Raw genomic sequence first — 14,672 nt, 5'->3', positions numbered from 1 at the left:
TCACTTATTTTCACGCAGGGCGGTTCAGTGAGCCGCCACTTCCTGCGTGGAGATATGGTTCGCCCTGCGTTTTCGTCAGGGCAGTTTTGTCAGGGCCGCCCTTAACCAATGATGCCTGCCGCTTTGCCGCCCCATCTGACCCGCACGCCTGGTGCCGTGAAACTGCGGTATGGTCTGGGCGTGGCTGCGCTGGTCTTGCTTGGCCTGTTGCCCGCGCCCCTGACGGCAGAGCCGTCGCTGGATGGAATGACGGCAGAGCCGTCAGGCGTTGGAACGATAGCAGAGCTGTCAGGGAGGGAAGCGGTGGAACGGGCAGGCTCGCCCCTGTTGCACTTCAGCCAGCCGCCCTTGCCCCTGTCGCGTGCCCTGACCCGCATTGCCGAGAATGCCGGGCTTTCCGTGGTGATCGAGGGGCAAACCGCAGGGCTGACCAGCCCGGCCCTGCGCGGCGCGATGTCGCTTGAGGCGGCGCTTGACGTGGCGCTGGCGGGCAGCGGCGGGCGCTATGGCTATACGACCGAGGGCAGGCTTGCCGTTACGCTGCCCGTGAAAGAACCCGGCGCACGGACCCCCGCGGATGCGGCCAGCCTTGGCACCATCGTTCTCAGCGCGACGGGGCAGCCGCAGCAGCTGACTGATGCCCCGGCCACGATGACGGTGATCCAGGCGGCCGATCTGCGCGGCAGACGCGCCACCAGCTTTGCCGATCTGCTGCGCGGTCTGCCTGGCCTGTCGGTTTCGGCCCCGGGGCGTGAGGGGCTGCCCGCGCTTTCGATCCGGGGCATGGGCCAGTCTTACCTGATGTTCCTGGTCGATGGCCGCCCGCTCAGCGCCTCGGAAGAGGCGGTTTACAATGGCCAGGGCAGCAATAGCAAAATCGGCTTTCTGCCCCCCGTCACCGCCTTGCAGCGCATCGAGGTCATCCGTGGCCCGATGTCCTCGCTTTACGGCTCGGCGGCGGCGGGGGGCGTGATCAATGTGATCACCCGCGACATCCCCCAGACCTGGGGCGGCGAGATCACCACCGAATTTGCCCCGGGCCTGCAGGCGGGGCAGGGGGCGGGCAGGGGGCTGCGCTATTATCTGGGCGGCCCGCTGGTGACGGATCGTCTGGCGCTGGCGCTTTATGGGGCCGACAACCGCCATGCCGAGGATGATCTGGCCCGCTCGGGCTATCAGCAGCGCGGATCGGGTCAGGCGCGGCGGCAGGTCTATGGGGCCCGCCTGACCTATGCGCCGGATCAGCGCCAGAGCTTTTCGCTGGATCTGCAGCAAAGCCAGCTAAGCTTCAGCCGCAGCGCCCGCAGCGCGCTTAACCCGGTCTCGACCAGGGTGCGCGACACCCGTGCGGCGCTGACCCATCGCATCACCTGGCGCGAAGGCCTGACCACCGCCAGCTTTGTCCAGCTGGAGCGGACAGATTTCCGCACCGGCAATGAAAGCGGCCATGATGCGGTGGTGCTGAACAGCCGCAGCACGCTGCAAACCGCCTCTGGCAGCCTGACTTTGGGCTATGAATACCGCACCGAGCGCACCCGCCACGACCCCGACCGCCTGCTTGGCACCGCAAATCCGGTGCTGCGGCGCTGGCATCAGTCGCTGTTTCTTGAGGGGGACATGGCGCTGGGCCAAAACGCGGTTCTGACGCTGGGTCTGCGTGCCGATCACAATGAGAAATACGGCTACGCCCTGACGCCCCGCGCCCATCTGGTCTGGCATCTGACGCCGCAGCTGACGCTGAAAGGCGGTATCGGCAATGGCTATCGGGTGCCGGCGCTGAAACAGGCCGATGATGCGGTGGCAGAGCCCTCGGGCGGCAATGGTCAGTCGCGTGATCTGGGCAACAGCGCCCTGCGACCAGAGCGCAGCACCAATTACGAGATCGGCCTGATCTGGGACAGCGGGCAGGGGCCGCAACTGGGCGCGACGCTCTATCACAGCCGCTTTCACGACCGGATCAGCCGCACCGATCTGTGCCGCACGCCCGCAGGTGCGGCCCCCGCCTGCCTGCTGGATGGCAATCACTGGGTCGCCGTCACCCGCTATGTGAACGAAGACAGCGCAAAGCTCAGCGGGCTGGAGCTGACCCTGGATCTGCCGCTGGGGGAAACCATGCTCAGCGCGAATTACACGCTGTCTGATTCAAAGATCACCCGCGGGCGCAATCAGGGCCAGCCTTTCAACAGCCTGCCGCACCACGCCCTGACCATCTCGCTGGAACGGCCCATCGGTGCCCTGACCCTTTGGGCCGAGGGGCGCTGGCGCAGCAAGGCCCGCAGCAGCGGCACCGCCGCCCCGGCGCATGCCATGCTGGATATCGGCCTGAACTGGGAGATGAACGACCAGGTCACCGGCTCTTTCATGATCTATAACCTGTCAGATCGCGTCTGGGCAGGCGAGACGCCCGAGGGCCGCCGGATCTGGCTGGGCCTGACCTCACGGTTCTGAGCGCCCGTCTGTGGTCCGCCTTCTGTGGCCCGCGCCTGTGCGTCCCGCCTGTGCAATCCACCTGTGCCCGCCCATGGCGCAGCCGCATCCGGATCTGGCCGCCGGTCACAGCGCTGTCAGGTCACAGCGCTGCCGGGTCTGTTGCCTGCCGCAGTGGGGGCATATTCACCCGACCTGATGCCCTGCCGCCTGCAGCGGGCATTTCGGCAGGATCAGCTCTGCCTCCAGCCCGCCGCCTCTGCGGTTGCGCAGGGTCAGGGTGCCGCCATGGTCGCGGGCGATTTTCTCGACGATGGCAAGGCCCAGGCCCGCGCCGCCTGTCTCGGCGCTGCGGCTGCTGTCGCCACGGGTGAAGGGCTGTTTGACCTGGTTCAGCATATCCTCGGGCAGGCCCGGGCCACGGTCCCGCACCAGGATGGCGACCGTATCGGGGTGCTCGGCCAGGGCAACCTCTGCCGCCCCGGCATAGCGGATCGCATTGCCGATCAGATTGCCGATGGCGCGGCGGATCGCAACCGGGCGCAGGGTCAGCATCAGGGGCGCGGTGGGCGCGGCCATCTTTGCGCCCAGCTCGTCACTCAGCTGCATAAGAAGCGCCTGCAGATCCACCGATTGCGGCGCCTCGCTGCTGTCAGAGCTGCGCGAATAGGTCACCAGATCCTGTGACATCACCGCCATCTCGTCGATGATACGGATCATATCAGGGCGCATCTCGGCATCACTGGTCAGCGAGGCCCGCAGCCGCAGCCCGGTCAGCGGCGTGCGCAGATCATGGCCGATCGCGGCCAGCATTTGCTGACGGGCACTGTCGAAATCCGCGATCTTCTGCTGCATCTCATTGAAGGCGCTGGCGACATTGCGCAGCTCAAGCGCCCCGGTCTCTGGCAGGCGCGCCAGGCGATTGCCGCGCCCCGCCGCCCCGGCCGCATCGGCAATCGCGCGCAAGGGCGCGGTCATGCGCCGTGTGAACCAGATCCCCACCAGCAAAGAACCAAGCAGCGACACGGCAAGCGGGATGAAGAAGCCGGCCTTCCAGCTCCAGGCTGTTGAGGCGGTCAGCGGATAGACCAGCGTGTTCAGCCATTGCCCGCTGAAATCCCCGGCCTCCAGCTGCACCGACAGCACCATCAGCGGCATGGCGTTGTGCCCCTGCGCAGGGGATGTGCTGGGCACCACCCGCACCTTATGGCCTGGCAGCTGCCGCTGGATCGTCCGGACCAGGTCGCCCAGCATAGGAGCATCGCCTGCGATCAGGGGCTGGGGGTCCAGGCTGAAACGGGTATAGCCGGTGCCGGTCCGCTCCAGCACGGCGCGCCCTGTCGGCGCATCGACGGCCTCCAGCGTTTCGACCAGGGCAACCAGGCGGCCCATATCGCGCTCGATCCGGACGGTGCGGTCAAGCGCGGTGCCCTCGCGGGCCAGCAAGAGGGCTGCGATCAGATTGGCGCAGACCAGCGCCACCAGCAGCAAAAGCGCAAACCGCGCCCAAAGCCTGTCTGGCAGCAAGCGTTCGGCCAGTCCTTTGCCTGTGCCCATGTTCAGGCGCAATCTTCGACGGTGCTGACGGCCAGCCGGTAGCCATGACCCCATTCCGTCAGGATCAGCGGCGGATTGCGGCTGGCATCACCGATCTTGCGGCGCAGGCGGCTGATCATATTGTCGATGCTGCGGTCATAGGCGCCCGGCTCGCGGTTGCGCACGATATCCAGCAGCCGCAGCCGCGACAGGATCGCGTTCGGATTGTCGAGAAAGCCGGTCAGCAGGCGGCTTTCGCCAGCGGTCAGCTCTGCCTCCTGGCCATCGGGCAGCGTCACGGTCTGGCGGTCGGCATCATGGATGATCCCGGCAAAGCGCCGCCGCGCCGCACCCTCGCGCAGCTCGACCGGGGGCACGCGGCGCAGGACGGCGGCGATCCGTGCCAGCAGTTCGTCGGGATTGAAGGGCTTGGTGACGTAATCATCCGCCCCGGCATTCAGCCCCGCGACGATGTCATCGCCGTCCAGCATCGCGGTCAGCAGGATCACCGGCGGGCCCTTCGCCGCTGACAGCGCGCGGCAAAGCGACAGCCCGTCCTCGCCGGGCATCATGATGTCAAGCAAGACCAGGTGAATGGTTGTCTCGTCCAGCACCCTGCGGGCCTCGGCAGCCGAGGCGGCCAGCCGGGTGCGAAAGCCCTGCCTGCGCAGGAACAAAGCCAGCGGCTCGCGGATGTCGCGGGCATCGTCGGTGATAAGAATCTGCGGGTCTGGTGCCTGAGCGGGCATAACTTCGGAACCTGAAACGGAATATGTGGCGCTATTCGGCGGGCAGGCTATGGGCCTCGACCTGTGGTCTGGGATGGCGGCCGCCGATTCAGTTGTCGCGCCGCCACAGTCTATAGGATTTTGCCCCGGCAACAGGCCCCCTCACGGCATTGCGACAAGTTGTTACACAAATCCGATCCCGCCCCTGCGCACGGGATGGTTGAAGGGCCGCAGCAGCCCGCGTCAAGCCAGCCAAAAATCCCTAATATCTCCGGAGGAACGTCTATGCTGACGTCGAAATCCGCATTGGTCTCGGGCACCGCGCTCGGGCTTTTCCTTGTTGCAGGCTTTTTCTCGCTGCCCGCCCTTGCCCAGACTGCCGAAGAGGACAGCGAGGAAGGCAACCTTGGAACCATCGTTCTGTCCGCCGAAGAGCAGATCAAGCAGTCGCTTGGCTCTTCAAACATCACCGGCGACGACCTGGCGCGCACCCCGGTCAGCAATGACCTGTCAGAGATCATCCGCAAGATGCCCGGCGTCAACCTGACCGGCACCTCTGCCTCGGGGCAGCGCGGCAACCAGCGCCAGATCGACATCCGCGGCATGGGCCCGGAAAACACCCTGATCCTGATCGACGGCAAGCCGGTTCTGTCCAGGAACTCGGTCCGGATGGGCCGCTCGGGCGAGCGCGACTCGCGCGGGGACAGCAACTGGGTCGCCCCGGAACTGGTCGAACGGATCGAGGTTCTGCGTGGCCCGGCGGCGGCGCGTTACGGCTCGGGTTCGGCGGGTGGCGTGGTCAATATCATCACCAAACGCCCCGACACCCAGATCACCAGCATCGGCCTGCATTACGGCTGGCCGCAAAGCGGTGACGAAGGTTCGACGGGCCGCGTCAACTTCATGACTGCAGGCCCGCTGGGCGAGCGCCTCAGCTTCCGTCTGACGGGCAATTACAACAAGACCGAGGCCGACAGCCTGACCATCAACGAAGACGCCGTTGCGCCGGGTGCTGCGGTTCCTGCGGGCCGCGAGGGCGTGACGAACCGTGATTTCGGTGCGCTTCTGACCTGGCATGCGGCTGACGGCCACGACATCGACTTTGAATACAGCTATGGCCGCCAGGGCAATATCTTCGCCGGCGACACCCAGAACAGCATTGCCCCGACCACCATCGTCGGTGATCTGGCCGCAAGCGGCGCCGAAACCAACCGTATGACCCGCAGCGTCTTTGGCGTTACCCATCGCGGCGAATATGATTTCGGCAAATCCTTCAGCTATGTGCAGCTGGAAACCACCAAAAACACCCGCAACCTTGAGGCGCTGGCCGGTGGACCCGAGGGCTCGATCAACTCGGATGAGAAATCGACCATCACCCTCGACAACTTCAACGCCAAGACCGAATGGGTGATCCCGGTGTCGATCGGCGGCAAAGAGACCTCGCTGACGCTGGGCGCTGAATATCGCCGCGAGAAGAAAGACGATCTTGCCACCCTGCGCCAGGCCACTTTGCCCGGCGTTGTGATCCCCGGCACGCCGACCGATCCGGCCGACCGTAATCCGATCTCGAAACAGTCGATGCTGTCGCTTTATGCCGAGGCCAATATCTACTGGACCGAAAGCCTGACCCTGACGCCGGGTGTGCGTCTTGACCAGGCCTCGACCTTTGGCTCGAATTTCAGCCCCAGCCTGAACGGCACCTGGGTCATCAACAACGAATGGACGATGAAATTCGGCGTGGCGCGGGCCTTCAAGGCACCGAACCTGTTCCAGATGGATGAGGACTATGTCTATTACACGATGGGCATCGGCTGTCCGATCAACTATCCGGCCAATGGTGGCGTCGGTTGCTATGTGGTCGGCAACCCCGATCTGAAGGCTGAAACCAGCGTCAACAAGGAAATCGGCTTTGCCTATGAAGGGGCGAACGGCCTGACCGGCAGCTTCACCTATTTCCACAACGACTATAAGAACCGTATCGCAACGGGTCTGACCCCGATCACCAATGCGGCCAACCCGACCACGGGCGCGGGCCACCTGCTGCAATGGGAAAACACGCCAGAGGCCGTCGTGGCCGGGATCGAGGGCAATATCGCCTTCCCGATCGGTGAGCAGTTCGATTTCAACGCGAACTTCACCCATATGACGGAATCGAAGAACAAGCAGAACGGCCAGCCGCTCAGCCTGATCCCCGATTACACGATCAACGCCTCGGTGAACTGGTATGCGACCGAACAGCTGACCGTGACCACCTCTGCCACCCATTACGGCAAGATCAAAGCGGCGACGATCACGGCCACCACCGGCGGCACGCCCAACAGCACCGAGCCGCGCGAGTCTTACACCATCGCCAACCTCGGCGTGGTCTATGACCTGAACGACACGACGCGGATCTCGGGCGGGGTGACCAACCTGTTCGACAAGCAGCTGTTCCGCTCGGCCGCGGGGGCAAATACCTTCAACGAGCCGGGACGTGCCTTCTATGTCTCGCTGAACAAATCGTTCTGAGGTCGTTTGATACCGCCTTCATGGTGCCCTTTTCCGGGGCACCATGGAACGGGCCTGCGGCCAGAGTTCCCCTCGATTGCGCCGCAGGCCCACCCTTTTACAGATGAGACTTCGATGTCGAATGGTTATAGCGCAGGCTTCCCGCTGACCGCCTATCCCGCCCGCTTTCACCGCGAGGCCGCGCCGACATGGCTCGCCGCCATCCTGAATGCGCGGGGCGTGGTTGCGCCTGCTGTCACGGGCACCAGCTGGTGTGAGATCGGCTGCGGCCAGGGCCTCGACACGCTGATCCTGGCGGCCACCAATCCGGGCATGCAGTTCTGGGGCATTGATTTTGACCCGGACCATATCGACCGGGCAGAGCGGATGGCCCGGGCCGCCGGGCTGGAAAACGCGCATTTCCTGCAGGCCGATATCCGCGACGCAAATGCTTTGGCCGGGCTGCCGTCGCAGTTTGATTTCATCATCCAGCACGGGATCTATTCCTGGGTCTCGCCTGATATCCAGGCCGCGCTGCGCCATTTTGCGGCCAGCCGTCTGGCCCCCGGCGGGGCGCTGATGGTTCAATATATCAGCCAGCCCGGCGCGGGCCTTTTCCTTGCGCTGCAAAGCATGCTGGCGGCGCTTGGCGGGCCGGATCGCAGCGTGGCGGACCGCATCCGCATTCTGCGCGACATGGCGGCGGCGGGGGCCGGGTTCTTCGCGCAATATCCCCATGCCAGCGCCGTGCTGGACCGTCTGAAAGACGAAGATCCCGCGCTGGTCGCGCATGAATATCTGGGCGCGGGCGTCAGCGCCTTCAGCGCCCATGAGATGATCGCCGCCCATGCGGCCCTGGGCCTAAGCTATATCGGTGCGGCCCGGGCGATGGAGAATTACGACAGCGTCTCGCTGCCCGCCCGCACCCAGCCCCTGATCGCAGCCGAACCTGACGCCGCCCTGCGTGAGGTGCTGCGCGATACCGCCCGCAATCAGCATATCCGCTACGACATCTATCAGCGCGGCCCCCGCCTGATGACGGCCGAGGAACGCATGATCGCCGCACAAAGCCGCCGCTATCTGGCGCTGCCGGGTCTGCCCGCGCCGGGCCCTGTCACCTTCCGCTCGGCCATCGGGCCGGTTGATGGTGACGGCGCGATTTTCAGGCCGCTGCTGGCGCTTTTGTCCAAAGGCGAGGCGGGCTTTATGGATCTGGCCCAGGCGTTGGACGGCCAGGCCGGAATTGCCGAACAGGCGCTGATGATGCTGATGGATGCAGGCGCGGTGCACCCGATGCGGACCGATAGCGCGGGGGATGCGGGCGATCACCCCGCCCGCCTGATCGCCGCGCTGGCAGACGGGGCCAAAGCCCCCAACCTGCGGATCGAGTCCCGGATCGGCAGCGCCTTTCCAGGGCTTTGATCTGCCGCACAGGCGCTGCGAGGGGGTCTCAGCCCCTTTGCAGACGCGCCTCCAGCCAGAGGCTGTAGCGCGAGCCCGCGAAACACAGCAGGAAATAGATCACGGCAGCGAAGATATAGGCCTCATTGTAAAAGCCCAGCCATTGCTGATCGGTGGTCGAGGCGCGGGCGGTGTTCAAAAGATCAAACGCCCCGATCACCGCCAGCAGCGAGGTTGCCAGCAAAAAGCCGATCCCCAGATTGACCAGCCCCGGGATCACCCGGCGCAGCGCCTGAGGCAGCACCACCAGCTGGATCAGCCGCCAATAGCCAAGGCCCAGCGACTGCGCGGCCTCGGCCTGGCCCGGGCCAATGGTCTGCAGCCCGCCGCGCACCACCTCGGCCAGATAGGCGGTCCAGAACAGCGCGATCAGGATCGTGGCGCGGATCAGCTTGTCCAGGATCACCCCCTGCGGCAGCGCCATCGGCAGGATCAGCATTGCGAAATAGAGGATCGCCACCATCGGAATGGCCCGCATCACCTCGATATAGGCGACGGCAAGCAGGCGCAGCCCCGCCATCCGCGACTGCCGCGCCAGCGCCAGCAAAACCGCCGCCGGAAAGGCGAAGATCATGCAGGTTGACCAGACCAGCAGGGTGACAGGCAGACCGCCCCAGCTGTTCAGCGACACTTTCGCCAGCCCCCATCCGCCCGCCATCAGCCACCAGGCCAGCGCCAGCATCAGCGGCCAGCCAAGGATCAGCCGCATACCCCAGAACCTGGGCAGCGCCGATGCGACCATCATACCCAGCAAAAGCGCGATCACCAGAATGGGACGCCAGAGCGCCTCGGACGGGTAGAAGGCGAACAGGATAAACCGCGCCTTGGCCTGTACGAAAGCCCAGCAGGCCCCTGCGGCCTGGCGGCATTCTTCCTGGGTGCCGCTGAAAACCGCATCAGTGACCGCCCAATGCAGCAAAGGCGGCAGGATCAGCGCCAGCATCAGCACCGCCAGCAGCGTCAGCACCGTGTTCAGCGCCCCGCCAAACAGGCTCCGCAACAGCGGAACCAGCGGGGCCAGCAGCATACGGCTGCTATACTGGGGAAAAATCACGCTCATCTTCTGTGCTCTCCGCGCAGGGCGACCCGCGCATTGTAACGGTTCATCAGGAAGGCCACCGAGAGGTTCAGGATCACGAAGCTGCCCGCCATGATCAGCACCGCCTCTATCGCCTGGCCGGTGGTATTGGCGGTGGTGTTCAGGATCGAGACCAGATCCGGGTAGCCGATCGCCACTGCCAGGCTGGAATCCTTGGCCAGATCCAGAAAGACCGAGGTGGTCAGCGGCACGATCACCCGCAGCGCCTGGGGCAGCACCACCAGCCGCATGATGTGCCATTCGGAAAGGCCCATGGCGCGGGCGGCCTCGCGCTGGCCTTCGGGGACGGAAAGGATGCCCGCCCGCACGATCTCGGCAATCGCGGCTGAGAATTTCACCACCAGCGCCAGCAAAAGCGCGGCAAATTCCGGCGAAAGCGACAGGCCGCCGCGGATGTTGAAGCCCTGCAGGCTGGGGATATCAAGGCTGATCCCGCTGGCCCAGAGAATGCCGGCACTGGCCACAAATGCGCCTGTCCAGACATAGCGCAGCCCGCCAAAACGGCGCAGCGCAAAGGCCGCCAGAAAGACCAGCGCAGTCAGTGCCAGAGGCAGCGCCCAGCCGTTTTCGGCCACCGGCGCAGGCACGAAAATCCCGCGATTGCTAAGCCAGACGCCGCCCAGATGCGGCGCCTGCTTTGGCCCCGGCAGATTGCGGGCCAGCGCGATCCAGAAGAAAAGCTGCAGCAAAAGCGGGGTGTTGCGGATCACCTCGACGTAGATACGCACCAGCCGCGTCAGCAGCGGATTGCCCATCAGCCCCAGCACGCCCAGTGCCGTGCCCAAAAGCGCCGCCAGCACGCAGCCCGCCAGCGCCACCCGCAGCGTATTGATCAGCCCGACGCCAATCGCCCGCAGATAGGTATCGCCCGCCGAGAAGGGGATCACCGCCTCACCGATCTGAAAATTCGCGGCCCGCCCCAAAAAGGCAAAGCCGGGCGAGATCCCCGCCCGGGCCAGCGCCGCCAGGATATTCTGCCCCAAAAGCCAAAGCGCGGCCAGGATCAGCGCAATCACAAACAACTGGGTAAATGGCCGCGGGTCCCACCAGGAAACCAGCGCAGAGATCCCCCTGCGCTGGCCAGATATGGCACCCCGTCCGGCCGTATGACGGGAGAGTTTCATCGCGCGTCCCGATCAGCGGAAGGGCGGCGAGTAAAGCAGACCGCCATTGGTCCAGATGTCGTTATAGCCACGCTTCCAGCCCAGGGGGGAAAGGTTGCGCTCATAGATCTCGCCGTAATTGCCGACGGTCCTGATGATCTTATAGGCCCAGTCAGGCTGGAAACCGATGGCCTCGGCCAAAGACGGATCGACGCCCAGGAAACGCTGGATCGCCGGGTCTTCGGATTTCAGGAACTCATCGACATTGGCCGAGGTGATGCCCCATTCCTCGGCCTGGATCGTGGCGTAAACCGTCCAGTTGACGATCTCGAGCCATTGATCATCACCCGCCCGGATCGCAGGCGCCAGCGGCTCTTTCGACAGGCGCTCTGGCAGAAGGATATAATTGTCCGGCTCTTTCAGCTGCTGCAGCTTGCCCACCAGGTCAGAGCTGTCCTGGGTGATCGCATCGACCCGACCCGATTCCAGCGCCGCGATGAATTCCGAGGTGTCCTCAATGGTGACCGGGGTGAAATTATGGCCGGTCTTGCGGAAGAAATCGGCGATGTTCAGCTCGCCCGTGGTGCCCGACTGCACGCCGATGGTGGCGCCGTCCAGCTCGGCTGCGGTGGTCACGCCGATATCCTTGCGCACCAGGATCCCCTGGCCGTCATAGAAAACCGTCGGCCCGAAATGGAAGCCCAGGTTGAAGGCGCGGTTGATGGTGACGGTGACGCCCGAAAGCAGGATGTCAAATTCGCCGGCCTGCAGCGCGGGCAGGCGTTGCTGCGGCGAGGAATTGGTGAACTCGACCTTGCCGTCCTCGCCAAAGACCGCGATCGAAAGGGCGCGGCCATAGTCGATGAAGAAGCCCTGCCATTTGCCGTCACTGTCGGGCGAGAAAAAGCCAGGCGTGGTGCCGACGCCGACCTTGATCACGCCGCGCTCTTTGATCGCATCCAGCGTGTCACCAGCCGAGGCAATGCCGGGGATCGCTGCCGCACCGATCACCGCCGCGGCGGTCAGGGCACGCAGGCTGCGGGTGAAAATTCCTGAACTGCTCATGGGTAATTTGCTCCGGTAATAGGATATTCTGATTGCGCCCATCCCAGTGGTTAATGCGATGAAATTCAATCATCTTGTTGTTTTGAAAAGGTTTTCCAAATAGGCGTGCCGCTGCGGCAGGCCTGTGCTGCGCAGGGTGCCTGGCAGAGAAGATTATCATCGTCCGACCCCGGAAATGCCTGGCGAATCAGCGTAAATTCAGTTGCGGCGGGCGGGCTTTGCGCGGTTGAGGGCTGGTTTCCGGCAGATTTGGCGCAGAAAAGATCAGCCCCGCTGCCGAGGCTGCGGTTTGGAAAACGCTTTTCCCAAAGCGGGCCGCGATAAACATGTTTGCCTGCAGTCGCTCTTTCGCTGGCTTGGGGAGGGGGGGCATAAACACCTTGATCCGGGGCGGCGAAGGGTGACAGATGGCCGCCGACATCATCGCGGCAGGCCCCAAAGCTGCGCAGCCAGCGCCCGGGCGATACCTGATCTGAAACCCTCAGGCGGCAGGCCTGAAATCCAATTCTGGCAAGGGGGCCGACATGGCGAATGTATGGATCTTGGGCGGCGGGCTGATCGGCGCGGGCTGGGCGGCGGCCTTTGTGCAGGCCGGGCATCAGGTGCTGGTGATCGACCCCGATACGGATGCCACAAAGGCGCGTATCGATGCGACGCTGGAACGTGTCGGGGCGGCAGTTGGCCTGCCCGATGGCTGGACCCCGCCGCAGATCCTGGCCGCGCCCGCTGGCCCCGCGCCTGACCTTTTGCAGGAATGCCTGCCAGAGCGGCTGGCTTTGAAACAGGCGGCTTTGCAGGCGGTTTTGCCGCATCTGGGGGCGGATACGCTGATCGCCTCGTCATCCTCGGGGCTTTCGCCCGATGATCTGGCGGCGGGGCTGGAAGATCCGGGCCGGGTCTTTATCGCGCATCCCTGCAACCCGCCCTGGCTGATGCCCGTGGTCGAGCTGTCGGGCGGCGCGCAAACCAGCCCCGCCACGCTGACCCGCGCGCGGGCTTTCTATGAGGCGATGGGCAAACAGGTTCTGACCCTGAACAAGCCGATGCCCGGCCATCTGGTCAACCGCCTGCAGGCCGCCCTCTGGCGTGAGGCGGTTCACCTGGCCCGCGAAGGGGTGGCGAGCCTTGGCGATATCGAGGCGGCAGTCACGAAAGGGCTGGCCCCGCGCTGGTGCATCATGGGGCCCTCGGCGGTGTTCCATGTCTCAGGCGGGCCGCGCGGGTTCGAGGGGTTTTTCGACGCCCTCGCCCCCGAATTTGAACGCTGGTGGGACAGCCTTGGCCAGCCGCGCTTTGACGCGCAGACGCGGTCGGCGCTGGTTGAGGGGATGGCAGCGGCTGATCCGCGCAGCGTCGCGGAAATCGGCGCCGACCGGGATCGGCGCCTGCCCGAAATCCTTGATTTCCTGCGTCACCAGGCCTCCGGCGACACCGATAAAGCTTAACCTGCGGCCACAGACCCTGCGGCAGTCAAGGCCGCCAGATCTGCCGCTGACAATTGCAGCCGCGCCCCGCGCGCCAGGCTTTCAAGCTGCGCGACCGAGGTGGCCGAGGCCAGCGGCCCGATCACCCCGGGCTGCGCACTGACCCAGGCCAGCGAGATCTCGGCCAGGCTTGCGCCGGTGTTTTCAGCCACCCCATCCAGCGCCGCGAGCACGGCATTGCCACGCGCGTCGAGATATTTCGCAATCCCCTCGCCCCGGGCCCCTTTGGCCAGATCGGCGGTGCTGCGGTATTTTCCGGTCAGGAAGCCCGCCGCCAGTGAGAAATAGGGGATCAGGCTAAGGCCCTGTTCCACAACAATATCCTGCACCGCGCCCTCATAGGCGCTGCGGGTATAGAGGTTGTATTCGTTCTGCAGCGTTTCATAGCGCGGCAGGCCCCTGCTGGCCGAAAGCTGAAGCGCCTCGCCCAGCAACGCAGCATCGTAATTCGAAGCCCCGATCCAGCGCACCTTGCCCGCCTTGATCAGCCGGTCATAGGCCTCAAGCGTCTCATCCTGGGAAACGGTCGGATCGGGCCAGTGGCTTTGGTAAAGGTCGATGTAATCGGTCTGCAGCCGGGTCAGCGAATCCTCGACCGCTTTTGCGATCCAGGCGGCAGAGAGATCGGTCTTGCCCTGCCCCATATCCGAGCCAACCTTGGTAAACACATGCACCCGGTCACGGTTGCCGCGTGCCTTCAGCCAGCGGCCGATGATCCGCTCGCTTTCGCTGTCATTGCCGGGCACCCAGCGCGAATAGACATCGGCGGTATCCAGCGCGGTAAAGCCCTGATCGACAAAGGCGTCAAAGATGCGAAACGAGGTCGCCTCATCGGCGGTCCAGCCTGCGGTATTGGTGCCAAGCACAAGCGGTTCGATCTGAATATCGGTGCGGCCAAAGCGGCGAAGGGTCATGGGAATGCTCCTTTTTGAGGGCGGGCCCGGGCGGTATGTCGGGGCGGCATCCTGAGGCGCAGTTTAGGCCGGATCAGCGGAAATGACAGACCGGATATCGCCCTGGGGCAGTGCAATTTTCCGTGCAATCCGTGACGAAAGAGCACGATCTGCCCGCGTCGCCCAGGGGGCGGGCCTGGCGCAGGCCGCCGGATCCCCCCTTTCGCACCACAGGTGGGCAGGCGCTTTTCACAACCCGACCCAGGGTGCCTGCGCCATTTTGGCCGCTGGCCAGGCATCATGCCCGATCTGCCCATTCGTTGTACAATCTCGCCGCGCAGGCTGTCGTGCACGTAAGGCAAGATCCAGTTCCTTTTGCGCCCGGGAAG

At 64.7% G+C, this 14,672-nt stretch carries 10 protein-coding genes; 4 read left to right on the top strand and 6 right to left on the bottom strand.

Going from position 1 to position 14,672, the window contains the following annotated elements; all coding sequences use genetic code 11:
- The first annotated feature begins 108 nt into the window (after positions 1-108).
- A complete protein-coding gene (locus HOY34_RS17445) occupies positions 109-2,448 on the top strand; it encodes a TonB-dependent receptor (RefSeq protein ID WP_172365207.1) in 2,340 nt (779 codons plus the stop codon).
- A gap of 165 nt (positions 2,449-2,613) precedes the next feature.
- Here HOY34_RS17445 and HOY34_RS17440 read toward each other — a convergent pair whose 3' ends face one another.
- Both HOY34_RS17440 and HOY34_RS17435 read right to left on the bottom strand, forming a co-directional pair.
- The gene (locus HOY34_RS17440) at positions 2,614-3,984 is read right to left on the bottom strand and encodes an ATP-binding protein (RefSeq protein WP_172365205.1); all 1,371 of its coding nucleotides are present in this window, start codon (positions 3,982-3,984) and stop codon (positions 2,614-2,616) included.
- Positions 3,985-3,986: 2 nt separating this feature from the next.
- Entirely contained in the window at positions 3,987-4,712 is a 726-nt protein-coding gene (locus HOY34_RS17435; protein WP_172365203.1) for a response regulator transcription factor, read from the bottom strand.
- Positions 4,713-4,976: 264 nt separating this feature from the next.
- Between HOY34_RS17435 and HOY34_RS17430 the strand changes: the two genes are divergently transcribed.
- Positions 4,977-7,199 (top strand): FepA family TonB-dependent siderophore receptor, encoded by a 2,223-nt coding sequence (locus HOY34_RS17430; protein ID WP_172365201.1) that lies wholly within the window; start codon positions 4,977-4,979, stop codon positions 7,197-7,199.
- Between the two features lie 114 nt (positions 7,200-7,313).
- Positions 7,314-8,600 carry a class I SAM-dependent methyltransferase gene (locus HOY34_RS17425; protein ID WP_172365199.1) on the top strand — a complete coding sequence of 429 codons (1,287 nt, stop codon included), beginning with the start codon at positions 7,314-7,316 and terminating at the stop codon, positions 8,598-8,600.
- Between the two features lie 28 nt (positions 8,601-8,628).
- Here HOY34_RS17425 and HOY34_RS17420 read toward each other — a convergent pair whose 3' ends face one another.
- Genes HOY34_RS17420 through HOY34_RS17410 form a run of 3 tightly spaced genes read right to left on the bottom strand, consistent with a single transcriptional unit; the run spans position 8,629 to position 11,906 of the window.
- The gene (locus tag HOY34_RS17420; RefSeq protein ID WP_172365197.1) at positions 8,629-9,699 is read right to left on the bottom strand and encodes an amino acid ABC transporter permease; all 1,071 of its coding nucleotides are present in this window, start codon (positions 9,697-9,699) and stop codon (positions 8,629-8,631) included.
- Positions 9,696-10,862: an amino acid ABC transporter permease gene (locus tag HOY34_RS17415; protein ID WP_172365195.1), complete on the bottom strand. Its 1,167-nt coding sequence runs from the start codon at positions 10,860-10,862 to the stop codon at positions 9,696-9,698. Before HOY34_RS17415 ends, HOY34_RS17420 begins: the two co-directional genes overlap by 4 nt.
- 12 nt (positions 10,863-10,874) lie before the next feature.
- Positions 10,875-11,906 (bottom strand): amino acid ABC transporter substrate-binding protein, encoded by a 1,032-nt coding sequence (locus HOY34_RS17410; RefSeq protein WP_172365193.1) that lies wholly within the window; start codon positions 11,904-11,906, stop codon positions 10,875-10,877.
- A 524-nt stretch (positions 11,907-12,430) separates the two neighbouring features.
- Here HOY34_RS17410 and HOY34_RS17405 point away from each other — a divergent pair.
- Positions 12,431-13,351 carry a 3-hydroxyacyl-CoA dehydrogenase family protein gene (locus tag HOY34_RS17405; protein ID WP_172365191.1) on the top strand — a complete coding sequence of 307 codons (921 nt, stop codon included), beginning with the start codon at positions 12,431-12,433 and terminating at the stop codon, positions 13,349-13,351.
- Here HOY34_RS17405 and HOY34_RS17400 read toward each other — a convergent pair.
- Positions 13,348-14,304 carry an aldo/keto reductase gene (locus HOY34_RS17400; protein WP_172365189.1) on the bottom strand — a complete coding sequence of 319 codons (957 nt, stop codon included), beginning with the start codon at positions 14,302-14,304 and terminating at the stop codon, positions 13,348-13,350. The genes HOY34_RS17405 and HOY34_RS17400 overlap by 4 nt on opposite strands.
- Positions 14,305-14,672 lie beyond the last annotated feature (368 nt).

Source organism: Pseudogemmobacter hezensis (assembly GCF_013155295.1).
Taxonomy (GTDB): Bacteria; Pseudomonadota; Alphaproteobacteria; order Rhodobacterales; family Rhodobacteraceae; genus Pseudogemmobacter; species Pseudogemmobacter hezensis.
Note: the sequence above shows the minus strand (reverse complement) of the source record. Positions and strands in the feature narration are given on the sequence as shown.